At 48.6% G+C, this 25354-nt stretch carries 20 protein-coding genes; 13 read left to right on the top strand and 7 right to left on the bottom strand.

Annotation, left to right across the window (positions count from 1 at the left end; translation table 11 throughout):
- Positions 1 to 17 precede the first annotated feature (17 nt).
- A complete protein-coding gene (locus tag DMN77_RS18210) occupies positions 18 to 1493 on the bottom strand; it encodes an aminotransferase class I/II-fold pyridoxal phosphate-dependent enzyme (protein ID WP_068781973.1) in 1476 nt (491 codons plus the stop codon).
- 185 nt (positions 1494 to 1678) lie between these two features.
- Here DMN77_RS18210 and DMN77_RS18205 point away from each other — a divergent pair, with 185 nt between their 5' ends.
- On the top strand, positions 1679 to 2929 hold the full coding sequence (locus tag DMN77_RS18205) for an MFS transporter (RefSeq protein ID WP_068781972.1): 1251 nt from the start codon (positions 1679 to 1681) through the stop codon (positions 2927 to 2929).
- Between the two features lie 74 nt (positions 2930 to 3003).
- On the opposite strand, the gene DMN77_RS18200 is transcribed toward DMN77_RS18205, so the two are convergent.
- Positions 3004 to 3633: a YktB family protein gene (locus DMN77_RS18200; protein WP_179015916.1), complete on the bottom strand. Its 630-nt coding sequence runs from the start codon at positions 3631 to 3633 to the stop codon at positions 3004 to 3006.
- A 351-nt stretch (positions 3634 to 3984) separates the two neighbouring features.
- Here DMN77_RS18200 and DMN77_RS18195 point away from each other — a divergent pair, with 351 nt between their 5' ends.
- From DMN77_RS18195 to ptsP, 6 genes are all read left to right on the top strand, one after another.
- Complete coding sequence (locus tag DMN77_RS18195; RefSeq protein ID WP_179015915.1) at positions 3985 to 4581, top strand: hypothetical protein; 597 nt, start codon at positions 3985 to 3987, stop codon at positions 4579 to 4581.
- 214 nt (positions 4582 to 4795) lie between these two features.
- On the top strand, positions 4796 to 6205 hold the full coding sequence (gndA, locus tag DMN77_RS18190; RefSeq protein ID WP_179015914.1) for an NADP-dependent phosphogluconate dehydrogenase: 1410 nt from the start codon (positions 4796 to 4798) through the stop codon (positions 6203 to 6205).
- A gap of 223 nt (positions 6206 to 6428) precedes the next feature.
- The gene (locus DMN77_RS18185; protein WP_179015913.1) at positions 6429 to 6944 is read left to right on the top strand and encodes a shikimate kinase; all 516 of its coding nucleotides are present in this window, start codon (positions 6429 to 6431) and stop codon (positions 6942 to 6944) included.
- A 28-nt stretch (positions 6945 to 6972) separates the two neighbouring features.
- Positions 6973 to 8277 carry a 3-phosphoshikimate 1-carboxyvinyltransferase gene (aroA, locus tag DMN77_RS18180; protein WP_179015912.1) on the top strand — a complete coding sequence of 435 codons (1305 nt, stop codon included), beginning with the start codon at positions 6973 to 6975 and terminating at the stop codon, positions 8275 to 8277.
- 27 nt (positions 8278 to 8304) lie between these two features.
- Positions 8305 to 8736, top strand: a complete 432-nt coding sequence (locus DMN77_RS18175) for a CoA-binding protein (protein WP_179015911.1) — start codon at positions 8305 to 8307, stop codon at positions 8734 to 8736.
- A gap of 304 nt (positions 8737 to 9040) precedes the next feature.
- Positions 9041 to 10768, top strand: a complete 1728-nt coding sequence (gene ptsP / locus DMN77_RS18170; RefSeq protein WP_179015910.1) for a phosphoenolpyruvate--protein phosphotransferase — start codon at positions 9041 to 9043, stop codon at positions 10766 to 10768.
- 79 nt (positions 10769 to 10847) lie between these two features.
- Here the strand turns inward: ptsP and DMN77_RS18165 are convergent, their stop codons facing one another.
- The gene (locus DMN77_RS18165) at positions 10848 to 11375 is read right to left on the bottom strand and encodes a type 1 glutamine amidotransferase domain-containing protein (protein ID WP_179016006.1); all 528 of its coding nucleotides are present in this window, start codon (positions 11373 to 11375) and stop codon (positions 10848 to 10850) included.
- A gap of 142 nt (positions 11376 to 11517) precedes the next feature.
- Between DMN77_RS18165 and DMN77_RS18160 the strand changes: the two genes are divergently transcribed.
- From DMN77_RS18160 to DMN77_RS18145, 4 genes are all read left to right on the top strand, one after another.
- The gene (locus DMN77_RS18160) at positions 11518 to 11934 is read left to right on the top strand and encodes a hypothetical protein (protein WP_218653031.1); all 417 of its coding nucleotides are present in this window, start codon (positions 11518 to 11520) and stop codon (positions 11932 to 11934) included.
- A gap of 185 nt (positions 11935 to 12119) precedes the next feature.
- A complete protein-coding gene (gene ytxJ, locus DMN77_RS18155) occupies positions 12120 to 12461 on the top strand; it encodes a bacillithiol system redox-active protein YtxJ (protein WP_179015908.1) in 342 nt (113 codons plus the stop codon).
- 112 nt (positions 12462 to 12573) lie between these two features.
- Positions 12574 to 13578, top strand: coding sequence for a catabolite control protein A (gene ccpA, locus DMN77_RS18150; RefSeq protein ID WP_068781962.1), 1005 nt, complete (start codon positions 12574 to 12576; stop codon positions 13576 to 13578).
- A 166-nt stretch (positions 13579 to 13744) separates the two neighbouring features.
- Positions 13745 to 14446, top strand: coding sequence for a 5'-methylthioadenosine/adenosylhomocysteine nucleosidase (locus DMN77_RS18145; RefSeq protein ID WP_068781961.1), 702 nt, complete (start codon positions 13745 to 13747; stop codon positions 14444 to 14446).
- A gap of 1 nt (position 14447) precedes the next feature.
- On the opposite strand, the gene DMN77_RS18140 is transcribed toward DMN77_RS18145, so the two are convergent.
- The gene (locus DMN77_RS18140) at positions 14448 to 15632 is read right to left on the bottom strand and encodes an acetoin utilization protein AcuC (RefSeq protein WP_068781960.1); all 1185 of its coding nucleotides are present in this window, start codon (positions 15630 to 15632) and stop codon (positions 14448 to 14450) included.
- Between the two features lie 308 nt (positions 15633 to 15940).
- Entirely contained in the window at positions 15941 to 16573 is a 633-nt protein-coding gene (locus tag DMN77_RS18135) for a GNAT family N-acetyltransferase (protein ID WP_068781959.1), read from the bottom strand.
- Positions 16574 to 16879: 306 nt separating this feature from the next.
- On the opposite strand from DMN77_RS18135, the gene acsA reads away from it, so the two are divergent.
- On the top strand, positions 16880 to 18604 hold the full coding sequence (gene acsA, locus DMN77_RS18130) for an acetate--CoA ligase (protein ID WP_179015907.1): 1725 nt from the start codon (positions 16880 to 16882) through the stop codon (positions 18602 to 18604).
- 181 nt (positions 18605 to 18785) lie between these two features.
- Here the strand turns inward: acsA and DMN77_RS18125 are convergent, their stop codons facing one another.
- Both DMN77_RS18125 and rpsD read right to left on the bottom strand, forming a co-directional pair.
- A complete protein-coding gene (locus DMN77_RS18125) occupies positions 18786 to 21887 on the bottom strand; it encodes a transglycosylase domain-containing protein (RefSeq protein WP_179015906.1) in 3102 nt (1033 codons plus the stop codon).
- A 274-nt stretch (positions 21888 to 22161) separates the two neighbouring features.
- A complete protein-coding gene (rpsD, locus tag DMN77_RS18120; protein WP_179015905.1) occupies positions 22162 to 22761 on the bottom strand; it encodes a 30S ribosomal protein S4 in 600 nt (199 codons plus the stop codon).
- A gap of 493 nt (positions 22762 to 23254) precedes the next feature.
- Between rpsD and DMN77_RS18115 the strand changes: the two genes are divergently transcribed.
- A complete protein-coding gene (locus tag DMN77_RS18115; RefSeq protein ID WP_179015904.1) occupies positions 23255 to 25246 on the top strand; it encodes a sensor domain-containing diguanylate cyclase in 1992 nt (663 codons plus the stop codon).
- Positions 25247 to 25354 lie beyond the last annotated feature (108 nt).

Raw genomic sequence — 25354 nt, 5'->3', positions numbered from 1 at the left:
CCTGCCCAAGCTTTTATTTAGAAAATCGGATCAGCTTCGACAATCACTTTAACGTTCTTGATATAACGGTCTTCAGGCCCTTTTACAGGCAATCCGACCGAGACGTGATCCTGAATATAATCGATATTGTCCTGGGAGATCACCTCACCAGGCAAGAGGATCGGTATTCCAGGAGGATAGACATATATAAATTCGGCAATAATTCGGCCAGCTGACTCCGCAAACGGAACCACCTCGGTATCAGCATAGAAAGCGTCGCGAGGAATAAGCGATAATTGCGGAATTTCCGGTATTTTAACGATCAATTCGTTGGCGTTGCCTTCTTTATAATATAAACTGGACAGCTCGCGCAGAGCGATCAGTAACGTATCAACCGTCTCCTGACTGTCTCCAGGCGTAATCAGACACAGAATATTGTACATATCGCTAAGCTCGACTTCTATCTTGTAATGTTGTCTGAGCCAGTTTTCCGTCTCGTAGCCGGTGATTCCCAAATGGCGGACATGAATCGTCACCTTGGTAGGATCGAGGTCGTAGGTGGCTTCACTGCCGAGAATTTCGCGACCGAAGCTGTACAGGCCTTCAATGTCGTTCACGCTGCGGCGAACATATTCAGCTAATCGAATCGATTCTTCGGCCAAATCGTGACCATGAAGGGCCAGGGTTCTTCTCGCTGTGTCCAGCGAAGCCAGCAACACATAAGAAGTCGAGGTAGTGGTCAGCATGCTCATAATCGTCTGGACACGCTGAGGGTTCACATAGCCATTCTTCGTGTTCAGATTGAGCACAGAGCTCTGGGTCATAGATCCGCCCAGCTTGTGAACGCTGGTTGCAGCCATATCCGCTCCAGCTTGCATGGCAGACATCGGCAAATCCTCATGGAAATGAATATGAACGCCATGCGCTTCATCCACGAGAACGGGAACATGATAGCTGTGAGCCAGGTCAACAATTTCCTTCAGATGGGCGCAGACCCCATAGTAGGTCGGATTAATAACCAATACCGCCTTGGCGTCAGGGTGCCTCTGCAGCGCTCTGCGTACCGATGAAGTCGTAATTCCGTGATCGATTCCGAGATTGGCATCCTGAGCCGGGGATACGAAGACAGGCTTTGCTCCGGAGAAAATAATCGCCGACATGATCGATTTATGGATGTTTCTTGGTACGATAATCTTATCCCCAGGTGAGCAAACAGACAAAATCATAGTTATGATGGCTCCACTGGTTCCTTGCACCGAGAAAAAGGTATAATCGGCCCCAAAGGCATCGGCTGCAAGGTTTTGGGCTTCTTCAATTACGCCCGACGGCTGATGGAGATCATCAAGCGGGGCAATATTGATCAAGTCAATAGACAGAGCATTATCGCCAATAAAATCATGAAACTCTTTATCCATACCCTGGCCTTTCTTATGTCCGGGAATATGGAATTGTACAGGGTTAGTGGCCGCATGCTGCTTAAGTGCAGTAAATAACGGCGTACGTTGATGATCCATTTCGTCGTCTTCCGCCTTTCTTAAAAAATTAACAAGCTTGAGTATAGCAAAAAGCGACCGGAATGCAAGAAAAGATTCCGCCGCAAAGAGGAATTCTGTGATTCAGCAGGTAAAAGCAGCCAAAAAATTGGGCAAACTGATATCAATCAAGAAAGGGAGATTACTTCCCGGGGAGGGGTGAGCAGATGAAACTGACATCAAAGCTGGTTAACAAATCATTGTTAACTCCGACCTTTGTTTGTCTGTGGATTATTATGTTTCTGGTCGAGTTCGTCAAAGGTTCTTTGCTGGTATCGGTGCTTCCGGTCTATATGGGGGATGTGCTGAAGCTTAGCGCTTTCCTGATCGGACTTTCCTTCTCGCTTCAGTATATCGGGGATAACCTGTTTCGAAGCCCAGCGGGCTGGCTTGTAGAACGACTCGGGTTCCGCGTGACGATGGCGGTTGGACTATTGATCACACTAGGGGCGGTGCTGATTCTCAGCTTCATTAAGACGGTAGGCTTTATTGTGCTCGGCTGCGCACTGCTTGGGATTGGTACGGCCCCTTTATGGCCTTGTGTAATGATGGGGATCTCCGCAGTGACGAAGGAGAAGAAAAACTTTGGCACAGCGATGGGAGTTATCCAAATTTCCAGTCTTGGCGGAACAGGGCTTGGGCCGATTATTATTAACTTCCTCGTCAGCAGGTCTTACACGCTGGTATTTTGGTTCCTGCTTGCCTGCATGGCCGTGGTGGTCATCATCTCGCTATTCTTGCCTGGCAAAGGAAATAAGCAAATGTACGCCGCAACCAGGGGTGAAGGGCAGAAGGGAAAAATGCGCGCACTGCTGCAAAATATTCGTCATACGCTGCATCACATCCGCCATAATTTGAAGGTAAGCCCGTTCCTCTACCCGGCGCTCTTCCTCCAGACCTTTGCAATCGGATTATTGACACCGGTCATAACGTTATATGTTAGAACGGAACTGGGACTGTCGCCTGAAGCTTACAGCGCTATGTTAATTGTTGGCGGGGGGATCGCCGTCGCCGGATTGATTCCGGTCGGCAAATTAGTGGATCGTTACGGGACAAGCCTGTTTTTGAACGTTGGCTTTGCCTCCGCCGCTATCTCAATCTGTCTATTTGCCCTTACCCGCTCGATTCCAATCGTCTGGGTTCTAGTTATCCTGATCGGGCTTAGCTATACCTGCATTCTGCCAACCTGGGATACGATGCTGTCGCATTTGATTCCGGAGAGGGAGAAGGGAACGGTCTGGGGATTTTTCTTGACGATACAGGGCTTCGGCATGATTATCGGCCCGATCGTCTCGGGGAAATTATGGGATTGGCTGGGCCCATCCGCCCCATTTTTGGCCAGTGGCTGTTCGATGGGTTTGCTGTTCTTCGTGCATCTCATCCTCTCCCGGCCTAGCTACCGTCTGCGCACCGAATAAGTACGGAGGTTGATTATACGGATAACGCCTGATCCGGAAATCCGGGAGAAGGAGGACAGCACACTTATATCTTTTTAAAAAGAGGCTTTGTACAGTGGCAGCAAGGTGGCAATGGTTTCTTCGATCTTAGCCAGCAGCTTCTCACCATCGAGCAGAATGGGGTCATCGCGTTCGATCCGCAAGCCGCACATCATTTCCGCCTTTTTGACGTTTTTGAGCCGCTCAGCCATCTTCTTCAGCTCAGCGGGGGTAACTTCGGCATGTGGGGTACCTACCGGATTAAAGTGATCCATGGACCAGAAGAAATGTTCGGGCACCATCTTCTTCACCTTGGCCGCATGCTTGTCCAGAAAATCGGCGAATATAAGCTTGTTCGGGCTCTCATAAATCACGGCAAAAATAATGAACAGATGGGTAGAGAACAGTCCCACTTCGAAATGGGGCAAAGCCTTATATCCGCGTTTGGCGCTTGCCAGGGCTACCCAGGTATCAATCGGCGGATTGACCTTTCTCCGGGCATGCTTGGCAACATGGGGGTACATCTCTTCGCCGCATAATGCGGACAGATAGGTGGATAGTGTCTGGCCCAGCTCCTCCAGCTTGGGTCTGACCTGGGCAATAATCGCTCCCATCCTGCCTTCCAGACCAGGTACCGTGAATGCATCGAAATCCTGCGCGGTGAAACCATTGAAATTCGTCATCATGATTAACCTCCATATCCGGTGCTTTAATCAAGCACATTATGTCTAATTTAACTGTATTAGAAGTAATTCAAAACGTTATTTGAACCTATATTTTAGTATAGCATAAACATCGTTATAGCTAGGTTGTCCATTCAACAATACTAATAGGCGTAAACTTTCCTGCGGGGGCCTTTTGCGGCCCTTTTGTTACAGATCGGGCTTAGAGATGGGGAAAATTAATCAATAATCCAAGTTCCGTTACATAATATGAAGTATAAGATAAAGTAAGCCGCAATCGGGAGATGAAGGTGAGAGCTAAACGCAGACAACATCGGCTTTTAGCACTCTCACAAATGATGAGGAGGGAGTGCCGTGAATAAAAGTTATGAGGTGGAATACTGCAACCTGGAACTCCGATTCGACCGTCGGCACATTCAGCAATTGATCCGTGATCTGATCCAAGACGGGTATTCTTTATACTGGAGCGAGAATGAGACGACTTTCATCATCTCAGTCCGCACAGGCCGCAAGCTAACGAAGCTGCGTTTTCAGCGTATAGCGAATGGATACAAGCTGGTTGGCGATTATGTCATTAAGGATGCCAAGCTGGCCGAGTGGCTGGAGAAATTGATCGGCGATCTACGCGGGCATGCTGTCGTAAAACGGTTCAAAGATCGGCAGATCGTGGTCGAGAACATTCTGTTCGGAGAACTTATTCGACAGGTAGAAATCAACGGAGTGGAACATAAGGTGATTTACCAAAAAGGGCCTGTGGTTGATGTGAAGAAAATGGCTGAATTATATATGGCTCAGCTCGCGGAGAAGCAGCTTGAGAGCCTTCAGAAGGAGCTTGATGCAGAACTTGAGAAACTGTATGATGCTCTGCAAAAGGGAGATCAGGAGAGTGCCGAGGCTTGCAAGGAGAAGCTTCGCAATATCCGGCTCGAATTAATTCGCCTGGAGTGGTAATGAATAGCCTTATCAAGGATGATTGACCGCCCTTTTGAAAATGAACTAAATACGAACAATATAATTTTTGCAATTTGTGCAAAATATTATTGCAGGCCCCCTGACTACCTGGGGCTTATTTTATGAGGATATGATGAAGGTATTCACTTCTATTCACAAAAGAGTTAAAATGATAGTATTGAAAAAAATAAACAGTGAGTAAAGGATGGAGACCATGTCAAAACAACAAATTGGCGTTATTGGCCTTGCCGTTATGGGCAAGAATTTAGCCTTGAATATCGAAAGCAGAGGTTTCACCGTATCGGTGTTTAACCGCTCTCCGCAAAAAACTCATGATTTGCTCGAAAACGAAGGCAAAGGCAAAAAGCTTGTCGGCACCTTCTCCATTGAAGAGTTCGTTCAATCTCTGGAAACTCCACGTAAAATTTTAATTATGGTACAAGCCGGTGCAGCTACCGACTCTACGATTGAGAGCCTGCTCCCTCATCTGGATCAAGGCGATATTATTATCGATGGTGGCAATGCCTACTTCCCGGATACTCAGCGCCGCAGCAAAGAACTCGAAGCCAAAGGATTCCGCTTCATCGGTACTGGCGTATCCGGCGGGGAAGAGGGCGCGCTTAAGGGGCCTTCCATCATGCCAGGCGGACCAGAAAGCGCCTATAAACTGGTAGAACCTATCCTGACGGCCATTTCTGCAAAAGTGAACGGCGATCCTTGCTGTACATATATTGGACCGGATGGTGCCGGACATTATGTGAAGATGGTGCATAATGGTATCGAATACGGAGATATGCAGCTTATTGGCGAAGCTTATCATTTGCTGAAGGATGTCCTCGGCACGGATGCCAAGGAACTGCATGAAATTTTCAGCGAGTGGAACAAAGGCGAGCTTGACAGCTACCTGATCGAGATTACAGCCGATATCTTCTCGCAATACGATGAAGAAACCGGCAAACCTATGGTTGACGTTATTCTTGACGCAGCCGGACAGAAGGGTACGGGCAAATGGACAAGCCAAAGCGCACTCGATCTTGGAGTTCCGTTGTCCATGATCACTGAATCCGTGTTCTCCCGCTTCTTGTCTGCGATGAAGGAAGAACGCGTGGCTGCAAGCAAAATTCTGAGCGGCCCGGCTCAGAAGGAATTCCAAGGCGACAAGCAGGAATTCATTGAAAATGTACGTAAAGCTCTGTTTGCGAGCAAAATCGTCTCCTATGCTCAAGGTTTTGCGCAAATGCGTGCAGCATCCGATGAGTATGGCTGGGATTTGAAATACGGCAATATCGCTATGATTTTCCGCGGCGGCTGCATCATTCGTTCGCAGTTCCTGCAAAATATTAAGGATGCTTATGATCGCGATGCTGCGCTTAAGAACCTGCTGCTTGATCCTTACTTCAAGAATATCGTTGAGAGTTATCAAGAGGCTTGGCGCAAAGTCATTGCCGCAGCCGTCGAGAACGGTATTCCGGTGCCTGGCTTCTCCAGCGCTTTGGCTTACTATGACAGCTACCGTACAGACCGCTTGCCGGCGAACCTGCTGCAAGCGCAACGTGATTACTTCGGCGCCCACACCTTCAAGCGTGTAGACAAAGAAGGCGTATTCCACCATCATTGGTTCTAAGCCTGACGGAGCAGCCGGGCAGACAAGCCTGTATCTCAACAGAGGCTTCATTAGATAGAGTTAAAATAAGACGTCGCACCCAGCGGATTACCGCGGCTGCGGCGTCTTTTTGGAATCAGCGGCTTATTTCCTGATGGACTGACGGATAGGCAGTGCCACAGTAGCATGCTCTGTGTTATGATATGAAAAAAGTTGCTGCCAAAGTGGAATTAAAGTAGGTGAGATGTTGAGTAGTCCCAAGGATAATATTATACTTGTCGGCATGATGGGGACTGGCAAATCAACAGTAGGGGCGCATTTAGCTGATAAGCTTGGCTACCGTCTGATTGATCTTGACCAGCAGATCGTGCAGCAGGCCGGCTGCGCTATTCCGGAGATTTTTGCAGAGAAAGGTGAAGCTTATTTCCGCGATTTGGAATCGGATGTGCTTGATCGGGTCCTGCAAGAGGAAGGGATCGTTCTGGCCACTGGTGGAGGGGCTGTGCTGCGGGAGAGCAATTGCAAGTGCATGCTCGGACGCGGTCAGGTTGTGGCCCTTGCGGCTACGGTAGAGGAGATTCTAAGCCGGGTTGGCGAGGATAAGAATCGCCCCTTACTGGCCGGGGGCGCGAAGCAGCGGATAGAGACCCTGCTGGATGAACGCAAGCAGGCTTACCGGTTCGCACATCATCATGTGAATACGACAGGCAAGAGTGTTGAACAGGTGTCAGATGAAATTTTAATGCTTTGCCGCGGTTAATCATCAATCATAAAGGAGAACTCATAGTATGGATGTTATCGTTAGACCAACGCCTGAGTTAAGGGGAGAGATCGGAGCGTTATCGTCAAAGAATTACACAACACGTTATTTGCTGGTTGCCGCGCTGGCGGAAGGTACAAGCACGATTTATTATCCGGCCCACAGCGAGGACAGCGATGCGATGCGCCGTTGTATAGCTGATCTTGGCGCTGTGTTGGAAGAGGATGAGGAGAAAATCGTCATCACTGGTTTTGGGCGGCATCCGAAGGATATCAAGGAATTGAACGTAGGCAATGCAGGAGCTGTGCTGCGTTTTCTATTAGCAATTGCCGCCTTGTCTCCTGATATAACCTTTGTAAATACGTATCCTGATTCATTGGGCAAGCGTCCGCATGATGACTTAATCGAATCCTTGCAGAGCATGGGGGTTGAAATTGAGCATCGGGATGGCAAGCTCCCAATTACTGTTCATGGAGGCGGGCCAAAGGGTGGCAAGATTAAAGTATCCGGTGCGGTCAGCTCGCAGTTCCTGAGCGCTTTATTGTTCCTCACGCCATTGCTTGAAGAGGACAGTGAGATTGAGGTGGTTAATGACCTGAAATCGAAGGTCGTTATCGGACAAACGCTGGAGGTGCTGGAACAGGCGGGCATCGTTATCCAGGCCAGCGAGGACTTGATGAATTATAAAGTGCCGGGTCGTCAATCCTACCAAGCGAGGGATTATACGGTGCAGGGAGACTATCCAGGGTCGGCGGCGATCTTGGCCGCTGCGGCGGTGACAAATTCGGATGTGAAGGTGCATCGTCTGATGGAACAGAGCAAGCAAGGGGAGCGGGCAATCGTTGATGTGTTGCGGATGATGGAAGTTCCTTTAGCCCATGAGAACGGAGTCGTTCATGTCCGCGGCAATGGCCGCTTGCAGCCGATTGAGTTCGATGGCGACGCAGCGACGGATGCCGTACTCGCCATGGTAGCTGCTGCGGTCTTCGCCGACGGCACATCCCGTTTTTATAATGTGGAGAATTTGCGGTACAAAGAGTGTGACCGCATTACTGATTACTTGAACGAGCTCCGCAAAGCCGGTGCTGATGTGGAAGAACGCCAGGCGGAGATTATCGTGCACGGTCGTCCAGGTGAACTGCCAGGCGGCGTTACAATTAATGCGCATTATGATCATCGCGTTATTATGGCTTTGACTGTTGCAGGTCTTCGTTGCCAGCAGCCGCTGATCATTAAGGATGCGCATCATGTTGCCAAATCGTATCCCGAATTTTTCGACCATATTACCGCACTTGGGGGTAATGTGGAGTGGGTTGAAAACGGGACTTTGTGAACATACATTTAGAGAGGAGCAAGTGAAATGGCATTTGAAAATCCAGGCAGAGAGACAATCAAAGACATTCTAGAGAAGGCCGGAAATATCGCGATTGTGGGTTTATCCGATAAGCCGGATCGCACTTCTTACATGATTGCTGAGGCATTGCAGAGCAACGGATACCGGATTATCCCGGTCAACCCTGTCGTCTCGGGTGAAATTCTCGGCGAGAAGGTCTATCCCTCGCTTAAGGATATTCCTGAGCCTGTAGATATCGTCAACGTCTTCCGGCGCAGCGAATATACGCCTGAGATCGCCAAGGAGGCGGTTGAGATCGGTGCTAACGTATTGTGGCTGCAGCAGGGCATTATTAGCGAGGAAGCGGCTGACATCGCCGCTAAAGGCGGGCTCACCGTCATTATGGACCGCTGTATTAAGGTGGAGGATAGCCTCCTGATCGGCAAACGCCACGGTTAAGAGCATCGATCCGAGCCAATATGATCTTGAATATCGTCCGGTATAATGTATGCCGGGCGATTTTCACTTGTCTGCATGCATAAGTTAAATTCTGGAAGCTTTAAAACGTTCCGCAAGTTAGCTGGGACAAGGCTTCAGGGCATATTTTTTTGCACTATTTCCTTTGACAAAAGAATGAGGCTGGGCTTACCATTAAGAAATAGAGAGAGACTATCCTATAAATGCGTGTTCAATAGTCAGGCTTAAGCCGTGGCTGGTTGAACAACCTCTATAAGGGTTTTAAATAGGTTTAGGGGGTCGAAACATGATACAAGGTATTGGTGCAGCGGCTGGTGTTGCCATCGGCAAGGCATTTGTGCTGCCCACCTGGGAATGGGATGTTCCGGATCGGCGAATGGAAAGTGTGGATTTGGCCAAGGAGTTCGAAAGGCTGTATGAAGGCATTAGAACATCCAAGACCGAAATCGAGTTCATGAAGAACGAGATTAAAGAGACGGTTGGAGTAGCAGAATCTAACATTTTTGATGCACATATCGCGATACTGGAAGATCCTGTTTTTATGAGTGAAATTCGCGGGATTATAGAGCGTCAATACAAAGCGGCCGAAGTGGCTGTTAAAGAAGCGATCGATCATTTTGTAACGATGTTTGATCTGTTGGATGATGAGTATATGAAGGAGCGGGCGCTTGATATTAAGGATGTCGGCAACCGGCTGCTTAAGCATTTGCTCGGAACCCCGGATATTACACTGCCTTCTGATACGCAGCCATATATCCTGGTAGCCCGGGAATTGTCCCCCTCACAGCTTGTCCACTTGAACCCGCAGCATGTGCTGGGGATGGTAACGATAGCTGGGGGCAAAACCTCGCATTCGGCAATTATGGCACGAGCGCTTGGAATTCCACTCGTCTCAGGCCTGGAGGATTCCTTGACAGAGATATTTAAGACAGGCGATCTTCTGGTGATTGACGGGGATGAAGGAGCTATTTTCTTAAACCCGGATCATGTCATTATCGATCAATATACAGCGATTGCCGAGAGACAGCGGCGCCGGAAGGAACAACTGCAGCTGCTCGCTTCGGTGGACCCTGTAACGAAGGATAATGTGCGGATGAAGCTGGCCGGCAATATTAGCTCGGTGAAGGATCTGGAACTGGCCTTCAAATATGGAGCGGAGGGAGTTGGCCTGTTCCGGACGGAATTCCTGTATATGGATCGGCTGGGCTTCCCAAGCGAAGAGGAGCAGTTTGAGGTCTATCGCCAGATCGCCGAGAAAATGGGGGAGCATTCGGTTGTAATCCGGACGCTGGACATCGGCGGGGATAAGCAGCTGGAATACTTTACAATACCTGAAGAGGAGAACCCGGTTCTGGGATTCCGGGCCATTCGTATAAGCCTCGATAATAAAGATATTTTCAAAACGCAGTTAATGGCTATTCTGCGGGCAAGTGCTTACGGTAATGTAAAAATTCTCTATCCGATGATCTCCTCGCTGGAGGAGGTTCGCAAAGCGAAGGAAATTTTGCAGGAAGCCAAGCAAGAACTTACCGCTAGAGGAATTGCCTATGACGACAATATACCGATCGGGGCGATGATCGAGGTTCCAGCCGCCGTAGCGATAGCGGATCTTCTGGCTCAGGAAGTGGATTTCTTCAGCATAGGCACGAATGATCTGGTTCAGTATGTACTTGCTGTGGATCGGATGAATGAGAAGATTGCCCAGATGTATCATCCTTTTCACCCGGCGGTGCTGCGCATGCTTCGCCAGACCGTGATGGCGGCGAAGGAAGCGGGAATTCCAATCAGCGTATGCGGCGAGCTGGCCAGCGATGAGAGGGCGCTTCCGATTTGGCTCTATCTCGGGGTAAGCAATCTGAGCATGTCATCGCAATCCCTTCTTCGCGTCAAACACCGGATACTGAATATTTACGCCAGTGAGAGTCGTGAATTAGGCGCCCTTTGCTACCGTCTATCAACAAGCACCGAGGTGGAAGCGGAGCTAATTCGTTACTTGGGTAGCGAAGCACGTTAATTCTGGTCTGATATAGAACGAGCTATGTAAAACAACAGCACCGGAGGATTAACCTCTGGTGCTGTTGTTTTCTCTAAACTTACTTAGCGGCGAGCGCATCAACATAAGCCTTGCCGTAAGGCGGCAAATCCGGCGGACGGCGTGCAGAGATGATATGTCCATCGACAACAACAGGCTCATCCTTCCAGATTGCTCCGGCATTCTCCATATCGTCGCGGATGCCTGGTGTCGAGGTGACCGTGATGCCTTTCAGGATCCCGGCCGAGATCAATACCCAACCGGCGTGGCAAATCTGTCCGATCGGCTTCTGGGCCACATGCAGCTCGCGGATCATCTCCAGTACCTTGGGATAGCGGCGGAGCTTGTCCGGCGCCCAGCCTCCGGGTACAAGGATGCCGTCATATTGCTTTGCAGATATTTCCTCGAAGGAGAATTCAGCTTCTGCGGGAACCCCATATTTACCGATGTATTTTTTGCCTTTCTCCGGGCCGACGAGATGAACTTCGGCTCCCTCTTCGCGGACGCGGTAAATCGGATACCACAGCTCCAAATCCTCGAACTCTTCATCTACCAACGCGATCAATTTTTTTCCAGTTAGTCTCAATATAGTCTCCTCCTGTCTGAAATGAGTCTTGACGAAAATCGATTTCAATATTTTAATTGTATCAAATATAATTAAAGTTTACATACAGCACAGATGTGATTATTGAGGTGATACCGTGCATTTATTTTGCCGTTGCGGCCAGTCCATGACTCTTAGCTTTCGGATGCTAGTTTTCGAAAATATGTATCAAATCGATTTGGTTCCTATTCTGGAATGTGAAGATTGCTCTTATTATGAATTAATTCCATCAATTAAGCAGGATGTAACCAGGCTGCTGGCCGAACTGAAGGAACAGCGCCGAGAAGGAAGAGTTGTTTTTACGAGTGTAAATGAGCTTGCTTCCGTATTGTACGACATTTACAAGTCGGGGCAGGAATTATTGGAGGTGTCCTCATTTAATACTTTTTTGGTGGAGAAATGCGAGGAGCGCATTAATCTCCTACTGGATTTGTACGGGTATGCGAGTAGAGCGGGAGACGCTGACTGGATGGAAGAAATCTCATTTCGCTTATCGGCTTTATCCTCATTTGTGAAAAAACGCCAATTTTTAGAAACGAAGTAAATGAATTTAAAAGAAATGACGAATAAAGTTGTTTTTCAGTGGCGCATTTTGTTAATATAACATATGGCAAGGTACAGATACTTAAAGTGCGTGTTCAAAAAGACCAGTTTTCAGCCCTAAGAAGGTGATGAAGCTTGAATTACACTTTTTGAATTACCTCTAAATGAAGAAGGGATGGATATGTCATGTATAATTTGCTAAGAATAACATCCATAGAAGACCTTCATAGCGCTTTGCAGCAATCCACTAGTCAGCCGCTTTTGTTGTTCAAACACAGTACTCGTTGCCCGATCAGCGCCGGGGCGCATCGAGAGTTTACAGCATATTTGAATGCGGCTCCCAATGAGGGAGTTATATATGGTTTGATTTATGTGATTGAAGATCGAGAGGTATCTAATGCTGCTGCCGAGCTGCTTGGCGTAAAGCATGAATCCCCTCAGGCAATACTCGTCAAGAATGAGCAAGCGGTATGGAATACTTCCCATTCACAGATTACTTCCGAAGCTCTACAAGGAATTCTGGGATAAGTGAAGCGTTATCATTGCACAAAGTAATATTTTGTCGTATCATTAAACTAATTGGGGTACTGGACCTTACCGGATGAACGAGTGAAAATCTATTGGCAATGGAGAGAAGAATGTGACGGTTACCATTTACGATGTGGCACGTGAAGCGGGCGTTTCGATGGCGACGGTTTCTCGGGTTGTAAACAACAATCCGAATGTCAAGCCGCAGACCAGGAAGAAAGTATACGAAGCGATTGAACGTTTGGGATATCGTCCAAATGCGGTGGCAAGAGGTCTTGCCAGCAAGAAGACGACCACGGTCGGAGTGGTCATCCCAGACATCTCAAATTCAATTTTTGCAGAGATTGCGCGAGGTATCGAAGACATCGCCAACATGTACCACTATAACATTATCCTATGTAACGCAGACAAGAAGAAGGAGAAGGAGATTCGTGTCGTAAATACCTTGCTTGAGAAGCAGGTGGACGGACTTCTTTTCATGGGCGGAGTAGTAACAGAAGAGCATGTTCAGGCATTCCAGACTTCGTCTGTTCCGATCGTACTTTGTGCGACGAGCGACGAGAAGGGCATGTTCCCATCCGTGGATATTGACCACGAGGCTGCTGCATTTGATGCAGTGAGTACGCTGATTCGTCATGGTCATCGCAATATTGCTATGATCAGCGGTACTTTGCAAGACCCGGCGAACGGTTATGCACGTTTTCAGGGCTATAAACGCGCTCTCGAGACGGCTGGAATCGAGTATCAAGAGGATTTGGTGCGGATTGGCAACTACCGCTACGAATCCGGTGTCGAGGCTATGAAGTATTTCCTCGGTCTCAAGAAACGGCCGACGGCTATATTCTCAGCGACCGACGAAATGGCTATTGGAGCTATTCACAGCATTCAGGATGAAGGTCTCAAAGTTCCTGACGACTTCTCCATTATCAGCGTGGACAATATTCGCATGGCATCGATGGTACGTCCGCAATTGACGACGGTGGCCCAGCCGATGTATGACCTGGGTGCGGTCGCTATGCGCTTGTTAACGAAGCTGATGAAGAAGGAAGCGGTGGACAACCCGCATGTGATTTTGCCTCATGAGACGATTTTACGTCTCTCTGTCAGTCATGTGTAATGCTTAACTGGGCCTTAGCTATGCTGATGGCCATCAGATAGAAGATAGACACAAACAAATATATGAAAAAGGTTATCGGGAAAAAAGCTCCTTCTCTGGAAGGGGCTTTTTTAGGGTTTAATGAGCTTAATGAGCTATACATACGAACTGAAGGAGTCGTGGAACTATGAGTAGAATTGGTCTTATCGGAGCGATGGATGAAGAAATCACCCTGCTCCTGCAAGGGATGGATGACAAGGAGGAAGTGAAGCGGGCCGGCATCTCTTTCGTTCAAGGTTTGCTCCATGGCAAGAGCGTTGTCGTGTGCAAATCGGGAGTTGGTAAAGTGAATGCAGCGATGACAACACAGGTGCTGATCGACTGCTTTGGCGTAAATATGATCTGGTTTACCGGAGTTGCCGGGGCTGTCCATCCAACGCTTGATATTGGCGATATCGTCATTTCTTCGTCTTGCCAGCAGCACGATATGGATGTAACACCGCTCGGATATGAGCGCGGAATAATACCTTATCAAGAAATCTCCGATTTTCCTGCGGATGAGGATTTGATCCAACTGGCCCAAGAGGCCTGTGCCAAGCTGTGTACAGACCATAAATTCATCGTAGGCAGAGTGCTCTCAGGGGACCAATTCGTCGCCGACCGTGATCTCGTCAGTGATCTATATGAGACTATGTCCGGAGCTTGCGTAGAAATGGAAGGCTCTGCTGTTGCCCAGGTTTGCTATATGAATAAGATTCCTTATGTAGTACTTCGCTCAATGTCTGATAAGGCGGACGGAACAGCGGATGTGAATTATGCCGAGTTCACAGAGAAGGCGGCGAACCGATCGTTTGAGATTGTAAATGATATGCTGCAGAGAGTTGTCTGAATCAAATTTCAGGATAATCCTGCAAGGCGATCGCGAGAATATCGCGGTTTTTGGCTGTGATCTCCTCCCGGCGCGGGATGCCTTCCCAATGAGACAGATCATCCAGCCAGGTCGCAGGCAGCCGAACCTCGGCCTGATCCTGCCAACGATCGACCCAGGCTTGCGGAAGATGAAGGGAGGGATCAGTATCAAGCCGCCGCTTCAGCGGATGATCGCTCATCTCCAGCCAGAGCAGGCTCCATGCCCGGGGAACAACGCGCCACAGGTCATAACCGCCGCCTCCGACAGCTACCCAGCGTCCCTCGCAGTACATATGGGCCAGCTGGTGCAGGATCGCAGGCATTTCCTGATAGATTCTCATACTGCATTGCATGTGGGACAATGGATCGAGAGCGTGGGCATCGCAGCCGTGCAGACTGAAGATCATATCCGGCTTGTAGTAATCGATGAGTCTGCGGACCGACGCTTCGAAGCACTCCATCCAGGAATCATCCTCGGTATAAGGCTGCAAGGGGATATTCATGCATGCTCCATATCCGTGATGCTCTCCGCGTTCGTGGACGAAGCCTGTACCGGGAAACAGATATTTGCCAGTCTCATGAATTGAGTAGGTGCAAACCTCTGGTTCTGAATAGAAGCTCCATTGTACTCCATCTCCATGGTGAACATCGGTATCAATATAGAGTACACGGGCCCCGTATTGACGCCTGGCATATTCAATAGCCACCGCAGCATCATTGTAGACGCAAAAACCGGCTGCTTTGCCTGAGAGTGCGTGGTGCAGTCCGCCGCCTAAATGCAGGGCATGCGTTGTCTGTCCGGAGAGGACGGCTTCAACCGCTGTGATAGAACCGCCCACCACATACGTTGCAGCATCATGCATTCCGCTAAAAAAAGGGGTATCCTCGTCCATCAACCCGTACTGTTCCGCTCGTGTCGTCCAGGAGGAATCTGGCGAATTCTTGCTCAATTGCTGAACGGCCTCCACATACGCAGGCTGGTGAACCCATTCCAGTTCGCCGGGGACGGCTGGGCGTGATTGCAGTATATGCTCGGGCGCCAGAGCTTGAATCTCCCTCAATAGATCCAATGTCAATTGCAGACGAATCGGATGAAAGGGATGATTGTTATGAAAACAATAATTAAACAGCTCTTCATGATGAACAAATAAAGCGTTTCCAGACATAGCCTCACTTTCCTTCCTTATGGCCCTTAGTTGCAGCTTGCAGCCCATATTAATAAATGCGAGATCAAAAAGGCCAGTTTTCAGCACTGAAGCTTATGCTTCCGATGTGCGTTTCTTCAAAAACGCTTCAGTTGGATGAAGCAGGGACGAAAGGAGCGAAGCGTACGTAATTTGTACGTGAACACCTGAGAGGTTTTCCGCAGGAAATAGGATTTTGTCAGCATTCTCTTAGGCCCGGCTGAATCTAAATTCGAAGTGGAACATGCTTGGTTTGCGTCGTAATCCAAGGTGGAATTTTTAAATATCCTCTAATACATAAAGCGCTGCTGGAAACGAATCCGATCAAACTGCTCTTCCGATTCAATAGGCACTTCTTTGCCGATACGTACCATCAAGCAGTTGGCCGGATGGGAGCAAATCTCCGGATCGTCGGTCGCATACCAGACCATATCTACGGTTTGCATCAGCCGCTCCATCATTTTGCGGTAGTCCCAGACGCTGAGTCCACTGCTCTTTAAATCCCAGTGCCAATAATATTCGGTCGTGAATACAATATATTTCTCCATCTGACTGTCTTCAAAGGCGGTATTAATCATTCTTGACCCCAGCTTCATCGAACGATAGGCATTGGCCACTTCGATGGCGCCCAGCTCGATCAAATCGGGCATTTGCCCTTGTGACCAACGCTCCATTTCATCCGGGTAGTGGAAGGTCACATAACCAACAATCACTTCGTTCACTCTCGCCAGAATGATCCGCCCTTCCGGCAAGCCGGCAATTTCGACCAAGGCCTCATGCTGGTCCTTCGGCCTGCGAAAAGCATCCAGCTCGGGATGCATCTGCAAGGTCTGCAGGTGGGAAGGCGAGACAGGACCTTCGATGACGATCTCATTATCCTGGTAGGGTATCGTATGGCGGATATACGTTTTACGGTGTTCCATGGGACCGCCTCCTTAGCTCTTTCCTCTCACTTATAACAGAAAAATGAAAATTTGAAAAGTATAGCCGTGTCGTAATAACGTGTGCTATAATGATATCCGACACAAAAAGATCACAATTATACATTGACAATGTGATGTTATTTACAAACTTCTCTCCTCTTTTTTGCTTCTTCATAGAACGGATACCATCCTACTCTTTATTAAACTAAATTACCCTTCTATTCATCCCATTTTTGTATCCGTTTTCATATCTTCATCTTTTATTTTCATTTATTTCAATCTTACAGATTCAAGGAGGATGGAACAATGAGTCAACTGCAAGGAGAAATTATTTGGGCGGAGGCCGCCTCATCCCATCTGGGCAGCTATGAAGAAGCGTATGCGAATTTTAATTGGGAGGAAGTAGAGAAGCAATTTTCCTGGTATGAGACAGGTAAGGTGAATATGGCCTATGAGGCGATAGATCGCCATGTTGATGCTGGCAAAGGGGATCGCGTTGCGCTGCGGTTCAGTGATGCAAGCCGCAATGAATCGTATACCTTTCAGGATCTGAAGGACCAGACCAACCGCTTTGCCAATGTGCTGCGCAGTCGTGGAATAGCAAAAGGGGATCGTGTATTTATTTTCATGCCACGCAGTCCTGAGCTATATATTACACTTCTCGGCACGCTTAAGGTTGGTGCGGTCGTTGGGCCATTGTTCGAAGCTTTTATGGAAACGGCAGTCAAAGATAGACTTGAGGATAGCGGAGCCACCGCGATCATTACGACTCCGGCATTGCTGCCGCGAATAAAGCGGGATGAGCTGCCGCTGCTGAAGACGGTATTCGTCGTGGGCGAGAACGTCGCCGAGGATGAGAATACGCTTGATTACCATGCCAAGATGAAGCAGGCCTCCCCTGAAGCGGAGATTGAATGGCTTAATCGTGAGGACGGAATGATCCTTCATTATACTTCCGGTTCAACGGGGAGACCGAAGGGAGTGTACCATGTCCACAATGCAATGGTTCAGCATTATCACACGGGCAGAGTCGTCCTGGATTTGCGCGAAGGGGATGTATATTGGTGCACGGCCGACCCGGGCTGGGTCACGGGAACCTCATACGGGATATTCGCACCTTGGCTGCATGGGGTTACTAACGTAGTCCGCGGGGGCAGATTTGGCCCTGGCGACTGGTATGAGACGATTGCTAACAACCAGGTGACAATATGGTACAGCGCACCAACGGCTTTCCGTATGCTTATGGGAGCTGGTGAGGATATCGTGAAGCAGTATGATCTCTCCTCGTTAAGGCATGTCCTATCTGTGGGCGAGCCGCTTAACCCGGAGGTGGTTCGCTGGGGACATAGAGTCTATGGCCATCGAATTCATGATACCTGGTGGATGACGGAGACAGGCGGGCAATTGATCTGCAACTATCCGTCGATGCCGATCAAGCCGGGCTCCATGGGCAAGCCGGTGCCAGGTATAGAGGCGGCGATTATCGATGATAACGGCAAGGAGCTCCCACCAAACCGGATGGGGAATCTGGCGATTCGTACGCCATGGCCGTCCATGATGCGCCTGATCTGGAACAATGCACCGAAGTATGAGGAGTACTTCCGCATCCCGGGCTGGTATATTTCCGGTGATACGGCTTATATGGATGAGGACGGGTACTTTTGGTTCCAAGGCCGGATCGATGACGTAATCAACTCTTCAGGCGGGCGCATCGGACCGTTTGAGGTCGAGAGCAAGCTGGTGGAGCATCCGGCTGTAGCCGAGGCGGGAGTTATCGGCAAGCCGGATCCGGTTCGCGGTGAGATTATCAAGGCCTTTGTCTCTCTGCGGGAAGGGTATGTGGCTACCGATGAGCTTAAGGCGGAGATTTCCCGTTTCGTCAAGGAAGGCTTGTCTGCGCACGCGGCTCCACGCGAGATTGAATTCAAGGATAAGCTGCCTAAGACCCGTTCCGGTAAAATCATGCGCCGGGTACTGAAAGCCTGGGAGTTGAATCTTCCAACCGGTGATTTGTCCACAATTGAGGATTAGAGGGCTGAGTACGCTGTGAACTGCAGATCCAGCTTCATTCAACCGCAGCGCATTGAAGAACTGCATCCGGAAGCTTGAGCTTGGGTGCCGAAAACCGTACTTTTTATCACGTTGGATGTGACATAAATAAAGAGGGTTCCAGGAAAATCTTCCTGGAACCCTCTGTTTGTGTTATATCCGCTTAGCTGCCAAACTTCACTGGGGATGACGGGATAGATTCGCCTTTACTGTTAAAGGCGGTAACCTTGATCCAGCCATTTGAGGCATCGCTCTGGAAGCTGAACTGCGTTCCTGGCGTAGAGCCTATATTGGAGTAGGAGCCGTCCGAACGATCGGAGAAGTAGATGCCGTAGCTTGTTACCTGGTCATCGTGGGCATTGGCAGCCCAACTCACCGTGTACTGTCCGTTATCTCCCTGAATATTTACTTGAACGGGAGCCGCCGGGAGTGACTGACCATTGGATGAGTCATCCGGATCGTTTGGCCATGGAAGTTCCTCTCCAGGGAAAGGCTGCTCAGGAGTCCATGCGCTGCTAACGATGGCGCTCGGCTCGGATTCCTTGCCAGCAACATCAACCGCCGTCACATAATAACTGAACGCTGCTCCGCCTGAATCAGAGAACTGCGTAGTCTCGCCGACGAGTATTACCTTCCCCGTATTCTGATAATTTATGCCATCCGTAGAACGATACAAGCGATAGCCTACAACATCCTTCTCACTATTTTTATTAAAGGTAATGCTGCCTTCGCCAGTCAGTCTGATATTGCTAGGCGCCGCTGGAGCTGCTCCGTCATCCACCCGCGGGTCGATCTTGTTCGGAGCGTCTTCCCCTGCATCTTTCGGCATATAGTAATCGAGTGAGCGATGGCCGCCCTTCATAACAGAGAAGGCATGCTGCAATTCTTCAATCAATTCTTTGATCGGTTTAGCCCGCTTTACAACAACCTTCTCCCGAACCATATCGGAAGGAGTCGCTTCTTGCGGAATGTAGTTGACACCGTCATAAGTGATATATTTCATTCTTACCAATACGTCATCAGGTTCGGTAGGGACATATTTAGCATTGAAAATATCGGTAACCAGCTTGCCGGCCTCTCTCGTTAATTCAGTCGGCAGCTTGCCGCTATAGCCGGAGACCGTCTTGGAGACGATACCGTCAGGCTTTGTAAAACTTGGTGTGACGAACAGTTCTTTCTCGTTCTCGGTCACTTCATTCATAACAGAGGCCCAGATCGAGCGAGCCCGGGATTTACCGGCATCGGATAAGGTGTTGGCCGGTTCCTTGTACCCGATCCATATTCCTAGTGTTACGTCCGGGGTATATCCCATAAACCACACGTCGGCATAATTTTGCGTTGTTCCGGTCTTGCCGACAATCGGAATTTTGCCATAATTCTTGAAGGAAGACTTGATCGATTTGCCGGTACCGTCTGTAATAACGGTGCGCAGCATATCGGTCATCAGATAAGCGGTTTGCTCCGAGAATACTCGCTCCGGCTTAACCTCATGCTTATAGACGATCTTGCCTTTGGAATCGGTGATCTTCTCAATCATGTAGGAGTCCGTAAAATTACCGCCGTTAGCGATGGAACTGTAAGCATTCGTCAGCTCTTCAACGGTTACTCCGCGTGTGAGGCCACCCAGTACACCTGTTGTTGCTCCGTTATCTTTTTCATCCAGGGTAGTGATTCCGAGCTTTCGGGAGAAGTCCCAGGCCTTCTCGATGCCAACCACATCGTTAAACACCCTTAGCGCCGGAATATTCCGAGATTCATTCAAGGCGGTGCGGGCTGTAACCAGACCTTTATAGCCGCCGCTGGAGTTGACCGGAATATGGTAACCCTTCTGATAGTCGCGCAGGATGATCGGCGAATCGTCAATAATGCTGGCTGGCTGGATTAACCCGGCTTCCATAGCTGGCAAATAGGCGGCGATCGGTTTCATCGTTGAACCCGGCTGGCGAACCATCTGCGTTGCATAATTCATTTGCTCGGTGTAGAAATCGCGACCTTCGATCATGCCGAGAATAGCGCCTGTACGATTATCAAGCATGATTCCGGCAACTTGCTCAAGCCCTTTGGTCTTGCTGAGAGGCGAGAAGTTATCGGCATTGTCGGATACCTTATGCATCGAGTTGTATACTTTCTTGTCAATCGTCGTATAGACCCGATAACCCCCGGTCAACAATTCCTGACGCGCTTCCTCAATCATTTGCGGATTTTTGGAAACTTCCTCTTTGGTCATGTTCGGGTTATTCAACATTGCAATAACGATGGCGGCCTGCCGCTCGGTCTCCAGCATAAGATATGGGAAAGTCTCATAGGCTTTCTTCGTCTGCGGAGCGAGCACTCCTTTGATATCAAACGCCAGAGCCTCCTGGTACTGCTCATTCGTAATTTTGCTCTCTTCAAGCATTCTCTGCAGCACAAGACGCTGTCTCTTCAGCGCTCGTTCAAACGCTTCTTCGTTAAACTCCCCTTTGCCGTTGTATGCGGAGTAAGAAGAAGGGAGCTGCGGCAGCCCTGCCAGATAAGCCGATTCAGCAATATTGAGATCACTCAGATTAGAAATATTGAAAATGCCCTTTGCTGCTGCCTTGATTCCATACACTTGATAGCCGTTAGAACCGTTGCCGAACGGTACCTTATTGAGATAAGCGGTCAAAATTTCCGGCTTGGACAGAAAGCGTTCCAACCGCAAAGCGAGCAGCATTTCCTTGATTTTGCGATCGCTTGTACGATCCAGATTTAAAAAGACGCGGCGTGCCAACTGTTGAGTCAGTGTACTGCCGCCGGTCTGCACGTTTTCATTCAGCAGTTTCTGTTTGACAGCGCGCAGCGTCCCTTTGAAGTCGATCCCTTTATGATCATAAAAATGATTGTCCTCGATGGCGAGTAATGCATCGACTACAGAATTGGGGATCTCCTCGGTGCTGATTGGCCGTCGATCTTCTTCGGTACGAAGCTGGCCGATAGGATCACCATTGCGGAAATAGGCAAATCCGGTGATTTCGTTATATGCGATTTTCTGCTCGATATCTTCCCGTGAACGTACAGGGTCATCTTTTACGATAGAGGTTACATAGCCGAAGACGGCCCCTCCTGCAAAGAGAACTCCGGCAATAATAAGCATGATGAGGACGCTGAGAGACGTCCAGACCCAACGCCACTTGCTGCGCTTACGGGGAGGTTTCTTGCTTTTCTCGCTTTTCTCGTTTTTATTGCTCCGGGAGATGCCTTGACCTGACGGCCGTCCGGAGCTTTTATCGTTCTCATGAACCATGCAGTATCCTCCTTTATAACAAGCAACATTATAGCATAAAAAATGAGGAAAATGACCGCTTTTTCGCCTTTATTGACGATTTTAAGATTTAAACCAAGCATAAGGGGAATCTTTGATCTTTGAATATTCTCTATTATATACAAAACGAAATGAGGGAATGAGTTGCCGGAAGGGGGAAATAAAGGCAGGGTCTGAACCAGGGGAAACTCCATCATGAAAAAAGCTGCCCCAAGGCTCTAAAAACCTTGGAAGCAGCTCGATCAGCGAACAGATATTAACGGTTGTAGAATTCGACGATTTGCTTCTCGTCGATATCTTGGGACAACTCAGGGCGTTCTGGCAAGCGAATGAATTTGCCTTCCATAGCGTTGTCGTTGTATTCAAGATAGGCTGGAAGATGCGAACGGTTTTCCAAAGCTTCTTTGACAGAAGATTGACCGCGGCTTCTTTCGCGAAGGCTGATTACATCACCCAAGCTTACGCGGAAGGATGGAATGTTTACCTTCTTGCCGTTAACAGTGATATGTCCGTGGGATACCAATTGACGTGCGCCTGCACGGGAATTAGCAAAACCAAGACGATATACAAGGTTGTCCAAACGGCTTTCCAGCAAGATCATGAAGTTTTCACCAGCAATACCTTGCATTTTTTGTGCTTTTTCAAACAAAGTACGGAATTGTTTTTCGCCCAAGCCGTACATATGACGCAGTTTTTGCTTCTCCATCAACTGCATGCCATAGTTGCTGATTTTTCTCCGTTGGTTAGGACCATGTTGTCCAGGAGGGAAAGGGCGTTTCAAATCTTTGCCAGTACCGCTCAAAGAGATGCCAAGGCGGCGGCTGAGTTTAAATTTAGGACCAGTGTAACGTGCCATTGTATAATAGACTCCTTTTTTTACGTTTATTATTGTAGGGTTCTATTTTGCGCGGATTTTGTTTAGTTGTGCGGTGGATAGAAGAATACCGCTCTCTGACAAGAAAGTTCAGCCGCTGTCCTGTCAGCAACAAAATCCGAGAGGGTGCTCGCAATGGTTATGCCCTAAGTAAGACTCTATCCAGTCTTAATCAACAATAAATATTATATGAAATGGGTATATAATGTCAAGTATGAGTTTTTGTTTGAAAAGCGAGAAAATTGTCGATAGGGCATTGGTCCTAAAAATATGGGACAAAATGAAGGATTTTTAATGCAAAATAGTAAAATTGATAGTAAAATAATCATTGATAGCAAACTTCGGGAAATTAATTTTTTTGAAACAACTATTATAATTAAGCACATATGTGATATTTTATACTCCGGGCAGAGTCATTATAGCTTCGCTGTATATTAAGTCGCTGCTGAATGGGCAGTGAAAAGGAGCTTTTATTATGGCAGAACAATCACGAACAGACGTGACGATGACGTTCAGAGCAAATTCAGATTTGCCTTTGCCGCTGAGAATAGAAGAGGAAGGTCAAGCCGAGCAGAAGAACTGGCTGGAACAACTCGATATCAATGATTTCGATTTCCCGTATCTGGACTCGCTTTTGCTGGCATCTTACTCGGACTGGCTGCCGCAGCAACCCTCTTTTCCCGACTCGCATCAAGCCGGGTGGTTTCTCGCCAATTACCTCGGAGAAATTCTCATCTCTCAGTCGCTAATACAGGTTGATATCTCAGATCAACATATAATTTCCAACAACTTAAGAGAGGTTCTTGAACAAAAAGGCACTCTGTCCGTCAAAGACCAGATGGGCGCCTATGTTCTGTCGCCGGTCAAGACACGTCATCACCATGAGGTTTTTGCCGTGTTGGGCTGCCATATTAATAACGTGAATGAGAGTCAGTTCCCATTTGCAGAGATGATCGTGAACACGGCCGCTCAGCATTTGTTGGCTTGCTTCTATAAACGGTTCGAGGCTTTATTTGTGGAAGACTTGCTGAATGCCCAGAATCAGGCGAAGCGGGAGGAGCAGCGCCGTGCCATGCTGTTTCAAGTCATCCAGCGCCTCTCTGACAAGATTGATGTGGACTCTGTTTTGAAGGAAGTATTTGAACGCATCGCGGGCATGTATCCAGACGCGAAGGTAGAACTGTTAATGTCCCAGGATCATCCGAGCCGCGATCCGCGGATTAGAACGCTGCAGCTTCAGGGAGAACAAGACGGCATGTGTGTCCGGGCGTTTATGGACGGGGTTATGCTGTGGGAGGACAAGCGGAAGGAAGATGGAAGCAGCTATGCTGAGATTGCCGTTCCGTTAATTGGCAAGCAGGGCGCTTACGGAGTGTTGCACCTGTTCCTCTCTGATGAGATCGAGGAGGCGGACCTGCAGCTGATCGGCATTCTCGGGGATACGGCAGGAACTGCTTTTGAGAATGCCAAGCTGTACGAGCAGTCAAATCTGCTGATCAGCGAGCTTCGTCTGATTAACGAGTTGGTCAAACGGCTGAATCAGAGCTTGCGTCTGAAGGAAGTATTTAAATTTGCGACAGAAGAACTGCTCTCGATTTTCAAGGCGGAATATTGCTGTATCTCACAATTGGATAAAGAGAGCGACTGCTTCGAGATTATGTCCTCCAATTTTCCAAGAATATTCAAAGAGTTCTTCCCTAAAGATTATGGATTCAACGGGCTTGTCTACTCTACAAGAGAGCCCATTATTTTGTCGGATTACCAGGCTTACGGGAAAATCTCTTCCAAATTCATGGAGGAAACCAAGTCGCGTTCGCTGATCGCAGCGCCGATCATCGTGCGCGGTGAAGTGAATGGGGCGATCATGCTCGCTCACCGGGAGGAACGTTTCTTCTCCTATGATAATTACAAGCTGCTGCAAATCCTGTCGCAGCATATCGGGCTTGCGATTGCTAACGCCTCGCTGCATGCTGAAGTGCGCAGAATGGCGAATCGTGATATGCTGACCGAGCTGTACGCACGCCATTATCTGGACGAGTCGGTGCAGAAGCATCAGCGCAAAGATGAAGGCGGGTCATTGATTATCGTCGATATCGATCAGTTCAAAGGGATCAATGATACTTATGGCCATCAGATCGGGGACAAAATATTGCGCGAGGTTAGCTCCATCGTCAGAAGCGCGATTCGCAAGACGGATATCGCAGCCCGTTGGGGAGGCGAGGAACTGGCCATCTACTTACCGGGTGCCGATGTCGAGAGCGGATATCAGATCGCTGAGACGATCCGATTGCGGGTAGCCAGCGAGACCGACCCGAAGGTAACCGTCTCCTGCGGCATTGCCGAATGGACGCGGGACAGCGAGAAGATCAGTGTGGAATCCTTGTTTTATTATGCCGATATGGCTTTGTACAAGGCGAAGAACAATGGTAGAAATCAGACGCATATCGGTTTGAACCCCGAGCTGTAGCGTTATTTCAAGAGGGTGTCCCAAAAGTCATCATAGATGACTGAGGGGGCACCCTCTTACATTTCATCAAACAAAAAGAAACCGCTCTTTGGTAAAATGGAAGTACGA

It is taken from the genome of Paenibacillus sp. 79R4, from assembly GCF_013393165.1.
Taxonomy (GTDB): Bacteria; Bacillota; Bacilli; order Paenibacillales; family Paenibacillaceae; genus Fontibacillus.
Note: the sequence above shows the minus strand (reverse complement) of the source record. Positions and strands in the feature narration are given on the sequence as shown.